Raw genomic sequence first — 17676 nt, 5'->3', positions numbered from 1 at the left:
CCTTTTATAGGCTAAGCTCCTTCTTATTTCTTGTTTTTAATATATACATCAAAGTTAAAATTGCAATTATACCAAAGGCTAGAGATATGGCTGCTGAGTGAGTAAATCCTGCTATAATATAAGCCACAGAAGCAATAGCTGCAACAGTCATACCATATGGTAGTTGTGTTTTGACATGGTCTATATGAATACAACCTGCTCCTGTCGATGACATAATAGTTGTATCTGATATTGGTGATAGGTGGTCTCCACAAACGGCTCCTGATAAAGTTGCAGATATCCCTATGAAAAATATTGGATTTGTAGGCTCAAACATAGAAACTACAATTGGTATCAAAATCCCAAAGGTTCCCCAACTAGTCCCTGTTGCAAAGGCAAGAAATATTGCTACAACAAAGATTACAACAGGTAAAAATGAATTGAGACTTCCTGCTGCATTTTCCATAAGACCACCCACATATTCAGTTGATCCTAATAAGTCGTTAGATATGTTTTTAAGGCTTGTTGCCATTGTCAAAATCAAAATGGCAGATACCATTGAAGAAAAACCTTCCGAAATAGCATCCATTGACTTTTCAAAAGTCAAAGCTTTTTTCCCTACAAAAAACCCAATCGTAATTACAAGTGCAACAAGTGATCCCATAGCTAGAGCTACTGATGAATCAGTATTTGCAAAAGCATTTACAAAATCGTGATAGTAAGGACTTTTAACATCGAAAAATCCTCCGACATTAATTAAACTCATAACGCAAGATACAATTAATGTAATAATTGGAAAAACCAAATCAATTACAGATCCACTTTCATGTCCATGAGATGCATCTATTGTTACGTCCTTACTTATTCCTAATTCTCCTTCATTCATAGCTTTTTCTTCAAAGGTCTTCATTGGACCAAAATCATTGTCAAAAACAATAATACATACTACAAAAACCAAGGTTAAAAGCGAATAGAAATTAAAGGGGATTGACTTTACAAATAGCTCTATACCTGACATGTGGCTATTTTCTGCGTAACCAGAAACGGCAGCTGCCCATGAAGATATAGGAGCTATCATACAAACTGGTGCTGCAGTTGCATCTATTATGTAGGCAAGCTTTGCCCTTGATACCTTGTGAGAATCAGTTATAGACTTCATAACAGACCCACTTGTCAAGCAATTGAAATAATCATCAATAAATAGCATTATACATAAGAAAAAGGTCGCTATCTGCGATTGTTTCCTTGTTTTAATCCTAGCGTTAGCCCAATTTCCAAAAGCTTTGGATCCTCCAGAAAAATTGATTAACACTACCATAATTCCAAGTACAACTAAAAATATAAATATACCTGACGTTTGTGAAATAGAAGTAATAAATCCTTCATATACTACATTATTTAGAAAAGCTGCGACTGATCCACCTGATGCAAGGATTGCTCCAGTTACTATTCCTAAAAACAAAGAAGAAAAAACTTCTTTAGTAAACAAAGCTACGAAAATAGCTACCAATGGTGGGAAAAGCGACCAAATACTAGCCTCAGTAACAACTCCTGTATTTGAAATATATATAGCAAGTCCTAGAGATAAAATAGCAATCCCTAGGGCTGGTTTCAATTTTTTACTATCCATAAAGACCTCTCTATGAGTTTTAAATATTTATAAGGCAGGCTTTACTAACAAAATGCCAAAGAACATGTGTCGTATCCTTTACATTTTAATTCTTACAATAAACTCAAATAAATTGCCGTGCGTCTTATACTATACTTATTTTTTATATATATTAAAGGTCTTTTACCTCTTAAACAATATAAAAAAGAAGACCTAACTGGCCTTCTTACTTTTATTGATCTGAGATAATATCTTTTACCTTCATCAGTCTTGATATTGTTGCTCTCTCGTTTTCTTCTAGTTTTGCCCTTATATATTTGATAGTTTCTTCAAGATCTGGAATAGTCCTATATTCTAGGGCGTTTACTCTTCTTCTTGTGCTTTCAATTTCATCCGCCATAAGTTGAGTAGTTTTTTCTAGCTCAGCAAGTTCTAGAAGCCTATTCATTACTTCATTTAATCCCTTTATTGCCTTATCTAGACCTGCAGAAGTTTCTGCATATCCGTAAGGAAACATGCTGGCATTTTCATTTTCTTCTACCTTAAATTCCATCTTAGGAATTCTTACACTCATGACATTTTTTATACTTATATCAACGCCAAGTTTTTGTGTAGGAAAGCTTACTGCTTCTTCTAGAAACTCTGGGCTCATAAAAGCACTTGCGATTAGGAAGTCAGAAAAAGAATCTTCTAGTTCTTTTTCTACTTCTTCCCTTAATTTTTTATTTTTTCTAATTAGCTCTAAGAACTGTCTCATTAACTCATCTTGCTTATCTTTTAGTAGCTTGTAGCCACGTTTACTAGTTGCAAGTCTTTCTTTTAATGTATTTAGATTCATCCTTGTTGGCGTTACTTTTAATCTTGCCATGGCTATCTCCTAATCTAAATATTTTTCAATTAACTTATCGTCAATTCTCTTAAGCTCTGATTTTGGTATTATTTTTAGTAGTTCCCAACCTAGGTTTAGGGTATCTTCTATAGTCCTATTTGTGTAATAACCTTGGTTTATATATCTTTCTTCGAATTCCTTGGCAAATTTTGCGAAGGCAAGGTCAGCTTCTGATAGAGCAGAATCACCCAAGATCTTTTGTAGCTCACGAGCATCGACACCTGATGCGTAGGCTGCATAGATTTGGTTCATAGTATCTGCATGGTCTTCTCTAGTTTTTCCTTTTCCTATACCCTTATCTTTAAGTCTTGATAGGGATGGAAGGATAGATACAGGTGGTTCTACTCCTTGATTATAGAGACCTCTATCAAGGATTATTTGTCCTTCTGTAATATATCCTGTTAGGTCTGGGATTGGGTGAGTAATATCATCTTCTGGCATGGATAATATAGGAATTTGTGTAATTGTTCCTGGTTTGCCACGAAGTTTTCCTGCTCTTTCATAGAGAGTTGAAAGGTCTGTATATAAATATCCTGGGTATCCACGACGACCTGGAACTTCCTTACGAGCAGCTGATACCTCACGAAGGGCTTCTGCATAGTTTGTCATGTCTGTCATTATAACAAGAACTTGCATATCCTTTTCAAAAGCAAGATATTCTGCAGCAGTTAGGGCCATCTTTGGTGTTGATAGACGCTCTATTGCTGGGTCATCAGCAAGGTTCATAAATAGAACAGACCTATCCAAAGCACCTGTTTTTCTAAAGTCATCCATGAAGAATTGAGCCTCTTCGAAAGTGATACCTATAGCTGCAAATACTACCGCAAATCCCTCATCATCAGATAATACTCTAGCTTGTCTAGCAATTTGTGCTGCTACTTGGTTGTGTGGAAGTCCGTTCCCTGAAAAGATAGGAAGTTTTTGTCCACGAACTAGAGTGTTAAGTCCATCTATAGTAGAAATTCCTGTTTGGATAAATTCTGATGGATAATCTCTTGATACTGGATTTATTGCTGTACCATTTACATCTCTTTTTTCTTCTGGAATTATAGAAGGACCGTCGTCGATTGGCTCACCTAAACCATTAAAGGCACGTCCTATCATATCTTCAGATACACCAAGCTCAAGTGGTCTTCCCAAAAATCTAACTGATGTAGATTTTAGGTTAATTCCTGTAGATCCTTCGAAAAGTTGGACCATGGCACGATCTTTGTTAATTTCTATAACACGTCCACGGCGGCGTTCACCAGATTGCATTTCGATATCTACAAGCTCATCAAAGTTGACACCTTCTACTCCCTCAACGAGCATAAGAGGGCCAACTACTTCAGAAACTGTTTTATATTCTTTTAACATTATGCCTCCCTTATAAGCTCATCAATTTGCTTATCTATTTCACTTCTAATCTCATTAATTTGATCTATATCATCTTCTGAGATTAGTTTTAGTCTTGTTATTCTCTCACGAACTGGAAGTTTTTCAATATCTTCTAGTTCTACTCCATTTGACAATGCCTCTAGTGACTTATCGTAGTTATAAAGTATCACATTTAGCATCTTATCTTGTTTTTTAAGTGAACAATAAGTATCTACATCGTGGAAGGCATTTTGTTGGAGGTAATCTTCTCTGATTGATTTTGTAACATCTAGTTTTAGTTTGTCATCATCAGATAAAGCATCACGTCCTACAAGCCTTACTACTTCTTGAAGTCCTGATTCTTGTTGCAAGAGACTCATTGATCTTTTTCTATTTTTAGAGAAATCTTCATCTACTTCACTATCGATATACTTATCCATCTTATCTTGATACAAAGAATAAGATGATAGCCAGTTTATAGCTGGGAAGTGTCTTTGATAAGATAGGTCATAATCAAGTCCCCAGAATACTTTTACTATACGAAGGGTAGCTTGGGTTACTGGTTCTGACAAGTCTCCTCCTGGAGGGCTTACAGCTCCAATAACTGATAATGAACCTATATCATCTCTAGATCCTAAAACTTCTACCTTACCAGCTCTTTCGTAAAAGTCTGCGATTCTACTTGCAAGATAAGCTGGGAAACCTTCATCTCCTGGCATCTCTTCAAGACGACCACTCATCTCACGGAGGGCCTCTGCCCATCTGGATGTGGAATCTGCCATCATAGCTACGTTATATCCCATATCTCTAAAGTATTCAGCAAGAGTAATTCCTGTATAAATACTTGCCTCACGGGCAGCTACTGGCATGTTTGATGTGTTTGCAATAAGAACTGTACGTTTCATGATTGATTCACCAGTTTTTGGATCGATTAGCTCTGGGAATTCATTAAGTACGTCAGTCATCTCGTTTCCACGTTCACCACAACCTACATAGATAACTATGTCGGCATCAGCATATTTTGCGATTTGGTGTTGAACAACAGTCTTTCCTGAACCAAAAGGTCCTGGGATTGCTGCAGTACCACCTTTAGCTACTGGGAAGAATGTATCTATTACCCTTTGACCTGTAATTAGTGGTTCATTAGGGTCAAGTTTTCTTTTAGATGGGCGGGCAGTTCTTACTGGCCATTTTTGGACCATAGTTACTTCTTTATCCCCATCTTCAGTTTCTATAATTGCAACTGTTTCATCGACTTTAAACTCACCAGCCTTGATATCTTTGATTGTTCCAGATATTCCAAGTGGAATCATAATCTTATGAGTGATTACACTTGTTTCTTCTACTTCTCCAATGATATCACCTGCTTCTACCTTATCAGAAACACTTGCTGTTGGATTAAATTCCCAAACTCTGTCCCTATCTAGGGCTGGGCTTGTTACACCTCTTGTTAGGAATTCTCCAGCAAGATCTTCAAGTTTTTCAAGTGGTCTTTGGATACCATCGTACATTCTCTCAAGCATACCTGGTCCAAGTTCTACTGATAGGGGATGACCTGTAGATACTACTTCATCGCCAGGTCCAATTCCAGTTGTCTCCTCGTAAACTTGGATGCTGGCAACATCCCCTCTCATCTCAATTATTTCGCCGATGAGCTTATCTTTTGATACCTCGACCACGTCATAGATATTAGCTTCGGATAATCCCTCTGCCTCTATCAATGGTCCAGATACTTTTGTAATTTTACCTTTATTCAAATTAAGCTCCTTTAATCTAGAATATTTGCTCCAACTGCCTTTTCAACAGATTTGTTGATATCAGCAAGTCCTATACCCATAGATCCCTTGTTGGATGGGATTAGGATAATGGCTGGAGTCATTTCTTCTCTATATTTGTCAATAGTAGATGGAATTTCTTTAGCCAAGGCTTCTGTTATAAATATTATTCCATACTCGCCTTTTGCTAATTTCTTGATAGTTTTTTTTGCATCTTCTCCATCTATTGCTGTATATACTTCAACACCCAATGCCTTGAATGCAAGGATTGAGTCCTTATCTCCTATTACTGCTACTTTATACATAAGATTTCCTCAACTTTTCTAAAGTAAACTCTTTTGGCAGTTTGTTTTGCTTAGATACAAGAAGAATCCTCAAGTTTTTAACTTCAGCTTCTTTGGAAATTATATAATTCATCAAAACTTCAGGTCCAAATGTAACCATCTTAGAATCCCTTGTGAAATCTGCCATGTGAGCATCTATAGCCTTTTCAAGATTTAGAATATTATTATCGAGTTTATCCTTATCTGTTAGTACGTCTTTGACGTATTTGCCTACTTTCTGGCTAGAAAGACCCGCTTGAAGGGTATTTATATCAAAATCAAAATATTCTTTAAATTTATCTTTTTCGATAAAACCACCATCTATTAGTGCTTCATCAAGTTTTTCTATGCTTTCTTCTTGGCTTTTTATTCTCAATAGACTCTTTAAATTCATAAGGTCTATTCTCTCTTTGGTAAAGTCTATCAAACTTTCTAATCCAAGGTTATTAGCATCTTCTAAGAGTCTTTCATAATAGCTCTTGTCTAAGGATATATCTATATCTTGAGGGTTGTTAGTCTCTTTGAATTTATCCAAAGCTTTTTTAGCAAAAGCTAAGTAAGTATCATTTACATTTTTAGAAATTTCTACTTCTTTTTTAGATTTTAGTCCCTCAATATTATCAAAAATATTGGACTTATCTTCTTCTTTGATGAGGTTTTTCTTAATATAAGAAAAATCTATATCTCCCATATCCAAGTAAAGATTTGAGTAATCTTTGTCTTGGACGATTTCTTTTATAAGAACTTTTAAATTATGGAAGTTATATTTTTCTTGCATGTAATTTAAGATATCCTTATCTGGAGCGATATCTCTAATTACCTCATAAGACCTTCTAAGCTCAGATTTTAGTATATTTTCATATTCTTCTGGCCTAGCTAAGTTATTTATAGATTCTCTATAGATTGTATCATTTAGCTGATTTAGAACATCTCTTAGAGAATCATAATCGTTTAGTCTCTCAAGATCTGCTCTGGTAAGGAGGTTTTTTTCATACATTCTTGTAGAAATAGATGCGCCTATATAGTCATCTTTTTTCATCTAATCACCTCACTTAAATAAACTGTCTGATATTTGCTTTTTAATATCGTCCATCTTATATTTTACTAGTGAAGAAAATCTATTATCATATTCTATCTTGCCATCTCTAATTATAAAACCTTCATCCACGCTCTCATCAGAAATTGTAAGTCCCTTAAGGTCAGTTTCTGTTAGAGCGTCTTTTAGGTTTTTTTGAAGGAGAATTTCTCCCTTTTCTATATTAGAGTTTTGGATAGTATTTAGGACAAACTTCTTGTAAGAATCCTTGTCCATATTTTTAAGATTTGAAATTAGTTTTTCCAAAACTTCATCAATGACTTGGTTTTTGCCGGAAATAACTAAATCTCTAGCCTCTCTTTTAGCTGAAACTTTTTCGTTTTCTAAGATAAGTTTTGCTTCTTTGTTGGCTTTTTCAGTGATTTCTTCTGCTTCTGCCTTTGCTTTTGCACTAGATTCTTCTAGAATGCTTGAAGCTTGGTCTTTGGCAGCGTTTATTATTTGATTTTCTTCTGTGCTTGCTTTATCCTTTATGCTTTGTAATATTAAATCAAGATTATTCATAATCTTATCCTAATACTAAGCATTTAGTACAAGTAGTAGGGAAATAACGAATCCAAGGATAGCGTATAACTCAACCATTACAGAATAAATTACACCCTTGATGAACTCATCTTCATTTTTAGCTAGAATATTTACACCAGCTATAGCAACTCTTGCTTGTCTAATTGCAGAGAAATATCCTACTATTGCTACTGGTAGTGCTGCCATTAATAGATAAAGTCCTTTAGCAAAATCTATATCTCCACCTATTACTTGTTGGTAAATAAAGAATCCAATTACGAATCCATAAAGACCTTGAGTACCTGGAAGAAGTTGTAAGATAAGTGCCTTACCAAACTTTTCTGGTTCTTCTACTGTAAGTGCTGCTGTTGCTTCACCTGCCATACCTGTTCCCTTAGCAGAACCCATACCTGCTAAAAATGTTGCTACTGCTGCTGCTAGTACTGCTAGTACTATTCCACCATTTTCAATAAAAAAATTACTCATTGTCTCCTCCTCTTAATATTTTGACAAATTTAGTATCTTCGATCATTTCACGGAACTTAACTCCGCCACCTTCATAAAATTTATTGAACATCTCTACATATATTAGCCTTAGGCCGTGAACATATGCTGAAAGATAAGAAAGGAACATATTAAATAATTGGAATACTATAAATATTATAGCTCCAGCTATTAGTCCTCCAATTCCAGCTCCTGCTACCATCTTTACGATTATGTTTACTGAATAAGCAACAAAACCTCCTGATAGAACTAAAGCCATAAGTCTTAGGAATGATACAAAATCTCCTATCCAACCAGTTAGTCCATATACATCATAGGCACCTGAACCAAGTCTACCACCTATTGAGGCAGCATCTCTTCCTGCAAATAACAAGATTCCAACTATACCAATTATCATAACCCATTTGGCTATTGGTGATTTGGTAAGTGCTAGAGCGATAGCTCCACCTACTGCCATATACATAAAGCCTACATCGTAGAAGGCATCCATTGGCTTTCCATCCCTTAGGTACATATATCCCTTGACTCCAAGAGCCGTAAATAGAGAAATACCACCAATTACCAAGCTCATAACGATTAGTTCGTTGATGTCTTTTGCTGTATCAATCCAGCCAAATGGAACATCTATTATTCCGCCAAAGACAGATCCAAATATGAATCCGAAAACACAGGCTGATATAGATATTCTTAAAAATAACCTCAGCGTCTTCTCAGTAGATTCTGGGAATTTTTTGAATTTTAGGGCTAGAAGTATTGCTATAACAGCAAGCGCTCCATAGCCTAAGTCTCCTATCATGAAACCCGTAAATATTGTATAAAATATAGCCACAAGTCCACTTGGGTCAATCTCGTTATATTTTGGCAAAGAGTAAGTTTTAACAACTTCCTCATATGGATCAACCAATTTGTTGTTTTTAAGTATTATAGGAACTTTACTATCATCCTTGTCGGCTTCTTTGATATCAAGAATGTAGTTTTCTCCTAAAACATCCTTTACATCTTTCTTAAATCTTTCAGTTTTATCAACCGGAACATAACCTTCGATTACATTCATAAGATTTGTCTCAAGGAAAAATTCGCTCGATTCTTCCTTTCTTCTCTTATTTAAGATATAAGCTTTGTAGATGTATAAATCTTTTAAATATTTTTTAAAATCTACGATTTCTTTTTCAATACTATCTATAGATTCTTGATTTTCTTTTAAATTGTAGGATAGATCGTCAATTTCATCTACTATCCTCTTGTTAGAATTAATTTTAACTCTGCTAAAACCGAACTCTCTGATTAAATCTATTAAATCGTCTTTTTCATCAAGGCTTGAAACTGCGACAATATAATTGGTCTTGTCAGCTTCTGAGACCTTGTAAACTAAAGATTTTTCTAGATTTCTTTCTACGAGAGCTTTTTGTATTTGTTCATAAAACTGACTTGAAACAGTTCCAGTCTCAACAAAAACTCTCTTAGAATCATAGAGTTTTTCGATATCTACATCAATATCCTTCCAAGGTTTTAGAGCGCTTAGCTTATTTTGGTAATCACTTCTTTTAGCTAAGGCATTTTCTCTTTTTTCGACTAAGTCCTTAATTTTTCCATAAACTAAGCCAAAGTCAAAATTTTCTCCCCTTTGCTTTACGCCTTCTAGGGAAAGTTCACTAAAATCATTATCAAGATCTAATCCTCTATCTTTCATATATGACTCAATAATAGATATCACATAATCAACCTTTGTCATATCTGAATCCAAAGCGTTTAGTCTTTCTGTATTTCTAACCTCTTCTAGGTAAGTTTTTTCTTCATCTCTCTTAAGATCATTAAAGTGAACGTAGTTAAAAGCTTGGAGGGAATTTAGTAGTTCATCCCTGTCGGATTTAAAAGCTAGCAAGTTAAACTTATTCATTTTAACTATTGCCATTTTCTATAATCCTTTCGCTTAATGAGTTAACTATACTATCAATTTTTTCCTTACTTTGATCCTTAATCTTATCGCTATAAGCTTTCGCTTCTTCGATAGTAGGCTCTTTGTCTTTATTTGCAGCTTCTTCTGCATCTTTAAGAATCTTAGTAGCTTTACTTTTGGCACTCGCAATAATATCTTTGTATTCTTCGTCAGCCTTCGCTTTCGCTTGGTCGACTATTTCACGAGCTTTAATTTTTGCATTATCGATAGTCTCAGTCGCCTTATCTTCAGCTTCCTTGACTTTCAATAAAATATCGTCAGCCATCTTTCACCCCCTATTTGCCTTATTAAAATTATATCATAAAATACCTATATATGATATAATTAACCGATAAATAAGCTTTTTAAACATAAATTTATAAATATAAGGAACCTTATTATGAAAATATTAACAATACTAATTTTGTCTGTCTTACTTACAGGCTGTCAAAATAATACCCCAAAAACTAAAGAAAACATCGGGCAAAAAGAAGAAATTGCCTATCAAAGAGAAACAAACAATAAAAATCAAAGGAATATCGAAACTAGGTCAAGCTCTCTGAGTATTCCATCAAATATTCAAACCAAAGAAAACGAGCCTTACTCATTAAAAGAGCTTGAAAATTTAGATTATAGCAAAGAATTTTTCTTTGAAAATGTATATATTAGAATCCCTTCTAGAGCTAAAGTTAATAAAAACGATAAAACTTACAAGATAGAATTACCAAAGTCTGACAAATACAATCTAGATATTAGCTTTAGAAAGATAGAAAATGTCGAAATTCTTAAAGAAGATGATTTAATAAAGTCTTGTGAAATGTTAACTGCAAGTCTCGGGTCAAAAGAGCAGGTTATAAGCAAGATAACTAGTAACCCCATGTCAAATATAAAATCCGCTTACTTTATTAGTAAACAAAACGACTACTATCTAGTTCATTTTTTAGTAGAAACACCTACTTCCAAAATACATTTTACTATAAAAGAAGATAGAAATTTAAGTAAAGTAGCAGACGACCTTATGGCAGATATCCTAACAGGAATCTATACAACAAACGATGATCCTCTCGAGGTAGGAAAAGACTTTACAGATTATACTGATGCGGTTGATATATACGCAGGAAATAAAGTAGAATTAGATAGTTTTTCACTAAATATTCCAGATAATTTCATCTTAAATCAAGATGAAAATGATATGAAAGCATATGTTTCAAAGAAAAATGGAACTATTGTTTCAGAAATTATAGTAAAAGTCCAAGATAAAGATAATAAGAAGCTAAATGATGTTTTTGATGAGAACTCAGGATCTATAATATATCCTGCAAATATCGTAAATAAGGGTCTAGTAGAAGCAGGAACTGTCAGAAACTTCCCTTATCTAAAATCTGGTGCAAACCTATACATGCCAGCTTATAGTCTAAAAGGGGATAAAATCGTCATAGAAGGAGAAGATAAATTCATAAGTATCTTTATCCTAGGTCCTATAACAAATACTGCTCAAACAAAAATAATGACTACATCTATAATAAACTCCATAAAATAATGTTTCATGTGAAACATAAAAGCCTAGCTATAGCTAGGCTTTAGTTTTATAGGTCATCTTCTATGATTGATGATTTGGAATATGCTGTTACTTTCGCTTCGAAGAAGTCTGTCTTAACTGCATTTGGATCTGAGTATTCATCTACCCATTTCATAGAATCTGGTATTTCTGTGTATCCTTCATATAAAGCTTCTAAGCCAAGGCCTTTAGCTCTTAGGTTTCCTAGATACTTGATATAATCTTCTATCATTTTCTCGCTTAGGCCTGCTATATTATCTCCTATAGCATATTTGCCCCAAGCTATCTCTTGCTCTACACCTTCTTTTAACATATCCCTATAGTATTCTTGATGTTCTTTAGTAAATAGATCCTCTCTTTCTTTTCTCAAATCATTTATAAGAGATCTAAATAGCCATAAGTGGGTGTTTTCATCTCTATTGATGTATCTAATCTCTTGAACTGTACCTGGCATTTTGCCATTTCTTCCAAGGTTATAGAAGAAGGAGAATCCTGAGTAGAAGTAAATTCCTTCTAGGATATAGTTTGCCACAAGCGCCTTCATAAACCTAAATTCGTCATCATTTTTCAAAAACTCATTATATTGTTCTCCAATAAATTCATTTCTTTTTAGAAGATGTTCGTCTTCTTTCCATAGGTAAAGAATTCTTGTTCTTTCTTCTGGAGAACAAATTGTATCAAGAATATAAGAGTAAGATTGAGAGTGGATTGATTCTTGATATGTTTGAATTGATAAGCATAGGTTTATTTCGTTTGCTGTAATGTATGTTTGTAGGTTAGGTAAATTGGCTGTTTGAATTGAATCAAGATAAGTTAGGAAAGAAAGAATCCTATCAAAGGCTCTTTTTTCATGCTCATCTAGGTTTCTATAGTCTTTTATATCTTGGTTTAGGTTGATTTCTTCTGGAATCCAGAAGTTGTTCATAGCTTGTCTATACCAATCACTAGTCCATGTGTATTTTAAGTTGTTAAAATCATTTAGGTTGGTTGTATTTCCTTGAATAATCTTTCTTTTTGCTAGATCAATATCACCATCTTCATTGAAAATACCACGCTTTTCAACTTCTTTTCTTTTGCTTTCTTCCATGTAATCCTCCTTTATAATATTGATTGAATAATAGATGCAAGTATTGCAAGTATAATGCTTGCGAAAATCATGCTAAATAAGTTGCTGTCTATATGTGCTCCATCGACAAATTTGAAGGCTAAATATAAGACGAAGGCATTTATAACCAAGTTAAATAGACCCAAGGTTAAAACTGTCACTGGGAATGATAAAAACTTTAAGATTGGTTTTACAAATGTTTCTATAATTGTAAGCGCAACTGCTGTTAAGACCAAAGCCATTGGTTTATCAAATGAAATATGAGTGATGAAGTAACTCATAAGCCAAAGAGCTATGGTGTTTGTTATAAATAATATCATAATAACTCCTTTTTCTTGTTTGTATTATTATATTAGATTAAAAAATAAGAGCAAGATAGAAAACTTTTTCCTCTAAAGTACAATATTTTAAAAAGGAGGAGTCTTATGATTTTTATTAGCGGAATTTTGTATCTACTTGCTCTTATCTTAGGATTTTTTATGAAAATTCCTACTTACATACTTATATTTCTTATGTTTTTATTTTTCATTTCTGCCCTTAGAGAGAAAAATTTAATTTATAGAGGAAAGAAGACTAGAAGAAATAAGATATTGGCGTTATTTATATTAATTTTTGCCACAATTCTTCTATCAATTATCCAAGATAAGCTAAATATTGATTTTTTTACTTTCTTAAATGATAATCAAAGATTTTATATTATTTATTTAGCCTTATCTTACATAGTCTTAAACTTTATCATTGATGGTATAACTTCCATTAATGAAAATTAAAAAGGACCTTTTTAGGTCCTTCTTATAATCTTATTTAATTTTTAACTTGCACATGAGTCACACTCTTCAACCTCTAAGGATTTTCCTCTTACATAATAGATTGATTTAACTCCAGATTCCCAAGCTGTTATATATACATTTAGGATCTGTCTCATAGTGTATTCTGTTGTTATATAAATATTTACTGATTGAGCTTGGTCGATGTGTCTTTGTCTAATACCTGCCATTCTCATAGAGATATTTTGGTCAATATCGTGGGCGTTTTCATAAAGCCAGAAAGTCTTAGTTGTAAGTCCTGGTGCAACTCTTGGTACAATCGCACCTTTTTTCTCTTCTAGGAAGTAACGACTCATAATTGGGTCTACTCCTGCTGATGTTCCGGATATAATTGATGTTGATCCTGTTGGAGCTACTGCCATTAGATATCCATTTCTAAGTCCACTGTCTCTTATTTCTTCTTTTAATTTTTCCCATCTTTCTGATTTGTAATCTCTTTGGTCGAAATAAGCTCCTGTTTGCCAGTCGCTTCCTTCAAAACAAGAATAAGATCCTTTTTCCTTGGCAATCTCCATAGATTCTTTGATCGCGTAGTAGTTTATATCTTCATATACTCTATCGACAAATTCTTCATGAGCCTTCTCATCTTGCCATCTGATATCATTTTTAACTAACATGTGGTGGTAGCCACTTGTTCCAAGTCCAATAGCCCTATATTTTTTGTTAGTTACCTTGGCATATGGAGTTGGATAGTAGTTTAAGTCTATTACATTGTCCAAAGCTCTAACGATTGTTCTTACAGTTTCTTCCAAATCTGTAGGATCATTGACATCTACCTTACCTAAAGTTAAACTCGCTAAGTTACATTCAACAAAATCTCCCGGTTTTGTCTTATTTACAATAATCGTATCGCCATTTTCATCTACTATTTCTGTAGAAATTGATTCTGATGGGCTCATGTTTTGGGCGATCTCTGTGCATAGGTTTGATGAATAAATCATTCCCTTATGTTTATTAGGATTTGCTTTATTTACAATATCTCTATTAAATATAAATGGAGTTCCTGTTTCGGTCCATGATTTTATTAGAAGCCTCACCATATCTTTGACAGACATTGTTCTTCTTGAAATATCCTTGTCAGCTACAAGCTTGTGGTAAAAATCTTCAAACTCTTCACCATAGGTATCTTCTAAGGCTTTTCCATATTTTTTCTCTACTTCATGAGGATCAAACATATGCCAATCAGCATTTATATCATCTCTAGTTAATTTCCAGAATAGATCTGGCACACAAACTCCAGGGAAGACATCGTGAGCCTTCATTCTGTCATCACCGTTGTTAGTTCTTAGTCCCAAGAATTCTGGTATATCCTTGTGCCAAATATCAAGATATACTGCCACAGCTCCTTGTCTTACTCCAAGTTGGTCAACTGCAACTGCTGTATCGTTAGCAAGTCTTATCCAACGGATTACTCCTCCTGCAACTCCTTCAAAGCCACGAATATCTGATCCATTGGCCCTTACTTTTCCAAAGTATAGACCCATTCCACCACCGTGTTTTGATACTTCCGCAAAGTTTGTTACTGAACGATAAATCCCTTTCAATGTGTCTGGAACTGTATCTATGAAACATGAGGAAAGTTGGTTAAATGGCTTTCTAGCATTGGTCATAGTTGGGGTTGCCATAGTTGCTTTTAAGTTTGACAAGATATCATAAAGTCTTTTGGCAAAGGCTACCTTGTCAGTTTCTGGTATAGCAAGATGCATGGCTATTCCCATAAACATTTCTTGAACTCTTTCTATCAAATCACCCTTGTGATTAGTAATTAGGTATCTTTTCCTAAGTAGGTCAAGTCCTGAATAGGTAAAGATATTGTTTCTAGAATAGTCCATGTATTTTTCTAACTCATCTATTTCTTCTGATGAATAGTTTTCTAAAATATAAGCTCCATACAAGCCCTTTTCTGTTAGAAACTCAATTTTTGACTTAAAATCAAAAAGTTCGTATCTTTCTTCGCTTTTTTCTATTTCAAGATCTATTTGATACATCAAAAATCTTGCCGCTATAATCTCCCAATCTGGAGATTCCTTGCTGGTAAGCTCGCTTGCTGCTCTAGTTAGAGCCTTTAGCATATCTTCTTCTGTCATGTTTGGCTTAAGGAAAGATTCAAACTTAAATAACAAAGACTCTATTGGATACCTTTGGTTGTCAAATTCTTCTTGGACTTCGGTTATTATATTAAGGACCTTCTTATCCTCTATATATCTTGAAAAATCAGCCAAAACCTTTCTATCCATATTGTGTTTAGCCCTGTATAGAATAAAGGACTTTACTTCTCTATAATAATTTTCATCAATTAAGGTAAGTTCCACTAGGTCTTGGACCTCTTCTACTGTTGGAATATGGTCTTTGGGATACTTTTGCTTAATTGTCTTTTCAATTCTATCGGACATCTTTCTTAGCTCTTCTTCTGTAATGCTACTATCAACAGAGAAAAACGCCTTGGAAATAGCTCTTTCTATCTTGATTTTCTCAAAGTCCACTTTGTTTCCGTCTCTTTTTATAATCTGCATGGGCTCTCCTTAATTAAATTAACTATATATTATAAACACTATATGTAGTGCTATTATTTCATTTGCCGCTTATTATCATACCATATATTGTGGTTTTTAAAAGTAATAGAAAATAGCACAAATTAGCTTTTTCACTAATTTTGTGCTATTTAACCAGTTTTTAAAAATATATTTAATTTTTATATAGGTGGTTAAAAATATCTTCCTTAACTACAGTTGTATCTAGGAGAACATCAAATAGTCCTTGTTTTTTAGGACTAAAACCAACTATTAAATATAATATTTTAAATTTGTTTGTTACATACCTTCCAGCAATTTCTCTTAAAAGCACTTGAGATATGCTAAGTTTATCTGAAGTTAGTGATATAGTTCTAAGTCCTAGAATCATCTTTCCCAAAGTCCTTCCATTTGTAAAAAACGTCATTAGACAAAAATAGGCAAGAGTTATTAATGTTTCTAAAATATCTCCTAGCTTAAACGATAAAATCTCTACATCTGTTGGAAGGAAGGTCTTAACTATCGTAAAAATTGCTCCTACCACTAACATATCTATGATAAAGGCAACAAGCCTTATAAAAAACCCAGCATATGCAAAAGTATAATCTCTTTCTTTAAAATCTAGGTTTACTTCAGTCATTGTATGCTCCATATAAATACATTGGCTTCATATCATTTTCTTTGATCATTTTATCCAAAATCGCAAGGTCTGATGATTCTTTCTTAAGGTCCATAGCCATTGAAAATAGTGAGTTAAATGAGCTCATCACGTCATTATTTTCTATAACCATTGGATCTTGTAGTCCATTTTCGCTTGCCATCTCTGAAATAGCTTGGTCAAGATCTCCTATCTTATCTACTAGACCTATGTCTAAGGCTTGGTTACCATCGTACACCCTACCATCAGCGATCTTTCTAACTTCTCTTTCAGAAAGTCCTCTTCCTTCAGCAACAATTTGTACAAATCTATCAAAGGCAGAATCAACTAATCCTTGGAAGTAGGCTTTTTCTTCATCATTCATGTCTCGACCGACACTTCCTGCATCTTTCATCTTTCCTGTCGTGATATTTTGCTCTTTTATTCCATATTTTTCAAACAAGCCTTGGAGAGATTTTGATTGGATGATTACACCAATTGAACCTGTCCATGTTTCATTTGACGCATATATTCTGTCAGTAGGTGCAGATATATAGTATCCACCGCTTGCCGCCATCTCTTCCATAACTGTGTATACTGGCTTTTCAGCTTCTTTCAATGCTTTTATTTGATTAGCAATTTTCTCTGATGCATAAACTGATCCACCTGGTGAATTTACTCTTAGGATTACTCCTTTTACTAGAGGATCTTCTTTGGCTTTTTTTAACTCTTCAACAACAAAGTCATTTGCATCATTTGATTGAATTACTCCATCTACATCCACAATTTTAATTTTTTCTTTTGAGTTAGTTCCCTTATAAACTTCCTCAGTATAGTTAGAGAAGCTAGTTATATCCTTGATATACTTATCTCTAATGCCTTCTTCCATCTGATCTTGTTTATCCTTGGCAAATGCAGATATCACAAATACTAACAAGGTTATACCAAGAGCTATCCATCTTTTTGCGTTGTTTTTCATATACACTCCTTTTTTTATTCTAGTAAAAGTATACCATAGATCAAAGCCCTATGTTAAGTTAAGATTAGATTGCTTTTTTTCTTTGTAAT

Annotated in this window: 17 protein-coding genes; 2 read left to right on the top strand and 15 right to left on the bottom strand. The window is 33.9% G+C overall.

Features of this window, described 5'->3' with window-relative positions; all coding sequences use genetic code 11:
* Positions 1 to 4: 4 nt before the first annotated feature.
* The 10 genes from E0D87_RS03465 to E0D87_RS03420 all read right to left on the bottom strand — a co-directional run bounded on the left by E0D87_RS03465 (position 5) and on the right by E0D87_RS03420 (position 10257).
* Positions 5 to 1609 (bottom strand): Na+/H+ antiporter NhaC family protein, encoded by a 1605-nt coding sequence (locus E0D87_RS03465; RefSeq protein ID WP_130819356.1) that lies wholly within the window; start codon positions 1607 to 1609, stop codon positions 5 to 7.
* A gap of 211 nt (positions 1610 to 1820) precedes the next feature.
* Positions 1821 to 2456, bottom strand: coding sequence for a V-type ATP synthase subunit D (locus E0D87_RS03460; RefSeq protein WP_130819355.1), 636 nt, complete (start codon positions 2454 to 2456; stop codon positions 1821 to 1823).
* A gap of 9 nt (positions 2457 to 2465) precedes the next feature.
* Positions 2466 to 3833 carry a V-type ATP synthase subunit B gene (locus tag E0D87_RS03455; protein WP_004834967.1) on the bottom strand — a complete coding sequence of 456 codons (1368 nt, stop codon included), beginning with the start codon at positions 3831 to 3833 and terminating at the stop codon, positions 2466 to 2468.
* The gene (locus E0D87_RS03450; RefSeq protein WP_130819354.1) at positions 3833 to 5590 is read right to left on the bottom strand and encodes a V-type ATP synthase subunit A; all 1758 of its coding nucleotides are present in this window, start codon (positions 5588 to 5590) and stop codon (positions 3833 to 3835) included. The genes E0D87_RS03455 and E0D87_RS03450 overlap by 1 nt, the downstream gene beginning before the upstream one ends.
* Positions 5591 to 5601: 11 nt before the next feature.
* A complete protein-coding gene (locus E0D87_RS03445; RefSeq protein ID WP_130819353.1) occupies positions 5602 to 5913 on the bottom strand; it encodes a V-type ATP synthase subunit F in 312 nt (103 codons plus the stop codon).
* Entirely contained in the window at positions 5906 to 6970 is a 1065-nt protein-coding gene (locus E0D87_RS03440) for a V-type ATP synthase subunit C (protein ID WP_130819352.1), read from the bottom strand. Before E0D87_RS03440 ends, E0D87_RS03445 begins: the two co-directional genes overlap by 8 nt.
* 9 nt (positions 6971 to 6979) lie before the next feature.
* Positions 6980 to 7531 carry a V-type ATP synthase subunit E gene (locus E0D87_RS03435; protein WP_130819351.1) on the bottom strand — a complete coding sequence of 184 codons (552 nt, stop codon included), beginning with the start codon at positions 7529 to 7531 and terminating at the stop codon, positions 6980 to 6982.
* Positions 7532 to 7546: 15 nt separating this feature from the next.
* Positions 7547 to 8017: a V-type ATP synthase subunit K gene (locus E0D87_RS03430; RefSeq protein ID WP_004835039.1), complete on the bottom strand. Its 471-nt coding sequence runs from the start codon at positions 8015 to 8017 to the stop codon at positions 7547 to 7549.
* Positions 8010 to 9947, bottom strand: a complete 1938-nt coding sequence (locus E0D87_RS03425) for a V-type ATP synthase subunit I (RefSeq protein WP_130819350.1) — start codon at positions 9945 to 9947, stop codon at positions 8010 to 8012. The genes E0D87_RS03430 and E0D87_RS03425 overlap by 8 nt, the downstream gene beginning before the upstream one ends.
* A complete protein-coding gene (locus tag E0D87_RS03420; RefSeq protein WP_130819349.1) occupies positions 9934 to 10257 on the bottom strand; it encodes an ATPase V in 324 nt (107 codons plus the stop codon). Before E0D87_RS03420 ends, E0D87_RS03425 begins: the two co-directional genes overlap by 14 nt.
* A 114-nt stretch (positions 10258 to 10371) precedes the next feature.
* Here E0D87_RS03420 and E0D87_RS03415 point away from each other — a divergent pair, with 114 nt between their 5' ends.
* A complete protein-coding gene (locus tag E0D87_RS03415) occupies positions 10372 to 11511 on the top strand; it encodes a hypothetical protein (protein WP_130819348.1) in 1140 nt (379 codons plus the stop codon).
* A 46-nt stretch (positions 11512 to 11557) separates the two neighbouring features.
* Here the strand turns inward: E0D87_RS03415 and E0D87_RS03410 are convergent, their stop codons facing one another.
* Complete coding sequence (locus tag E0D87_RS03410) at positions 11558 to 12616, bottom strand: ribonucleotide-diphosphate reductase subunit beta (RefSeq protein ID WP_130819347.1); 1059 nt, start codon at positions 12614 to 12616, stop codon at positions 11558 to 11560.
* Positions 12617 to 12627: 11 nt separating this feature from the next.
* Positions 12628 to 12954, bottom strand: coding sequence for a phage holin family protein (locus tag E0D87_RS03405; RefSeq protein WP_130819346.1), 327 nt, complete (start codon positions 12952 to 12954; stop codon positions 12628 to 12630).
* Positions 12955 to 13059: 105 nt separating this feature from the next.
* Between E0D87_RS03405 and E0D87_RS03400 the strand changes: the two genes are divergently transcribed.
* A complete protein-coding gene (locus E0D87_RS03400; RefSeq protein ID WP_130819345.1) occupies positions 13060 to 13404 on the top strand; it encodes a hypothetical protein in 345 nt (114 codons plus the stop codon).
* Between the two features lie 41 nt (positions 13405 to 13445).
* Here the strand turns inward: E0D87_RS03400 and E0D87_RS03395 are convergent, their stop codons facing one another.
* The 3 genes from E0D87_RS03395 to sppA all read right to left on the bottom strand — a co-directional run bounded on the left by E0D87_RS03395 (position 13446) and on the right by sppA (position 17587).
* On the bottom strand, positions 13446 to 15974 hold the full coding sequence (locus E0D87_RS03395) for a ribonucleoside-diphosphate reductase subunit alpha (RefSeq protein WP_130819344.1): 2529 nt from the start codon (positions 15972 to 15974) through the stop codon (positions 13446 to 13448).
* Between the two features lie 172 nt (positions 15975 to 16146).
* The gene (locus tag E0D87_RS03390) at positions 16147 to 16611 is read right to left on the bottom strand and encodes an RDD family protein (protein ID WP_130819343.1); all 465 of its coding nucleotides are present in this window, start codon (positions 16609 to 16611) and stop codon (positions 16147 to 16149) included.
* Positions 16604 to 17587, bottom strand: coding sequence for a signal peptide peptidase SppA (gene sppA / locus E0D87_RS03385; RefSeq protein ID WP_130819342.1), 984 nt, complete (start codon positions 17585 to 17587; stop codon positions 16604 to 16606). The genes E0D87_RS03390 and sppA overlap by 8 nt, the downstream gene beginning before the upstream one ends.
* Positions 17588 to 17676 lie beyond the last annotated feature (89 nt).

Source organism: Anaerococcus vaginimassiliensis (assembly GCF_900626155.1).
GTDB classification, from domain to species: Bacteria; Bacillota; Clostridia; order Tissierellales; family Peptoniphilaceae; genus Anaerococcus; species Anaerococcus vaginimassiliensis.
Note: the sequence above shows the minus strand (reverse complement) of the source record. Positions and strands in the feature narration are given on the sequence as shown.

Excerpts from the sequence above, each read along its gene's own strand:
- E0D87_RS03410 (WP_130819347.1), bottom strand. The coding sequence starts at position 12,616 with ATGGAAGAAAGCAAAAGAAAAGAAGTTGAAAAGCGTGGTATTTTCAAT.
- E0D87_RS03400 (WP_130819345.1), top strand. The coding sequence starts at position 13,060 with ATGATTTTTATTAGCGGAATTTTGTATCTACTTGCTCTTATCTTAGGA.
- E0D87_RS03445 (WP_130819353.1), bottom strand. The coding sequence starts at position 5,913 with ATGTATAAAGTAGCAGTAATAGGAGATAAGGACTCAATCCTTGCATTC.
- E0D87_RS03435 (WP_130819351.1), bottom strand. The coding sequence starts at position 7,531 with ATGAATAATCTTGATTTAATATTACAAAGCATAAAGGATAAAGCAAGC.
- E0D87_RS03415 (WP_130819348.1), top strand. The coding sequence starts at position 10,372 with ATGAAAATATTAACAATACTAATTTTGTCTGTCTTACTTACAGGCTGT.
- E0D87_RS03440 (WP_130819352.1), bottom strand. The coding sequence starts at position 6,970 with ATGAAAAAAGATGACTATATAGGCGCATCTATTTCTACAAGAATGTAT.
- sppA (WP_130819342.1), bottom strand. The coding sequence starts at position 17,587 with ATGAAAAACAACGCAAAAAGATGGATAGCTCTTGGTATAACCTTGTTA.
- E0D87_RS03455 (WP_004834967.1), bottom strand. The coding sequence starts at position 3,833 with ATGTTAAAAGAATATAAAACAGTTTCTGAAGTAGTTGGCCCTCTTATG.
- E0D87_RS03425 (WP_130819350.1), bottom strand. The coding sequence starts at position 9,947 with ATGGCAATAGTTAAAATGAATAAGTTTAACTTGCTAGCTTTTAAATCC.
- E0D87_RS03430 (WP_004835039.1), bottom strand. The coding sequence starts at position 8,017 with ATGAGTAATTTTTTTATTGAAAATGGTGGAATAGTACTAGCAGTACTA.
- E0D87_RS03395 (WP_130819344.1), bottom strand. The coding sequence starts at position 15,974 with ATGCAGATTATAAAAAGAGACGGAAACAAAGTGGACTTTGAGAAAATC.
- E0D87_RS03465 (WP_130819356.1), bottom strand. The coding sequence starts at position 1,609 with ATGGATAGTAAAAAATTGAAACCAGCCCTAGGGATTGCTATTTTATCT.
- E0D87_RS03405 (WP_130819346.1), bottom strand. The coding sequence starts at position 12,954 with ATGATATTATTTATAACAAACACCATAGCTCTTTGGCTTATGAGTTAC.
- E0D87_RS03460 (WP_130819355.1), bottom strand. The coding sequence starts at position 2,456 with ATGGCAAGATTAAAAGTAACGCCAACAAGGATGAATCTAAATACATTA.
- E0D87_RS03390 (WP_130819343.1), bottom strand. The coding sequence starts at position 16,611 with ATGACTGAAGTAAACCTAGATTTTAAAGAAAGAGATTATACTTTTGCA.
- E0D87_RS03420 (WP_130819349.1), bottom strand. The coding sequence starts at position 10,257 with ATGGCTGACGATATTTTATTGAAAGTCAAGGAAGCTGAAGATAAGGCG.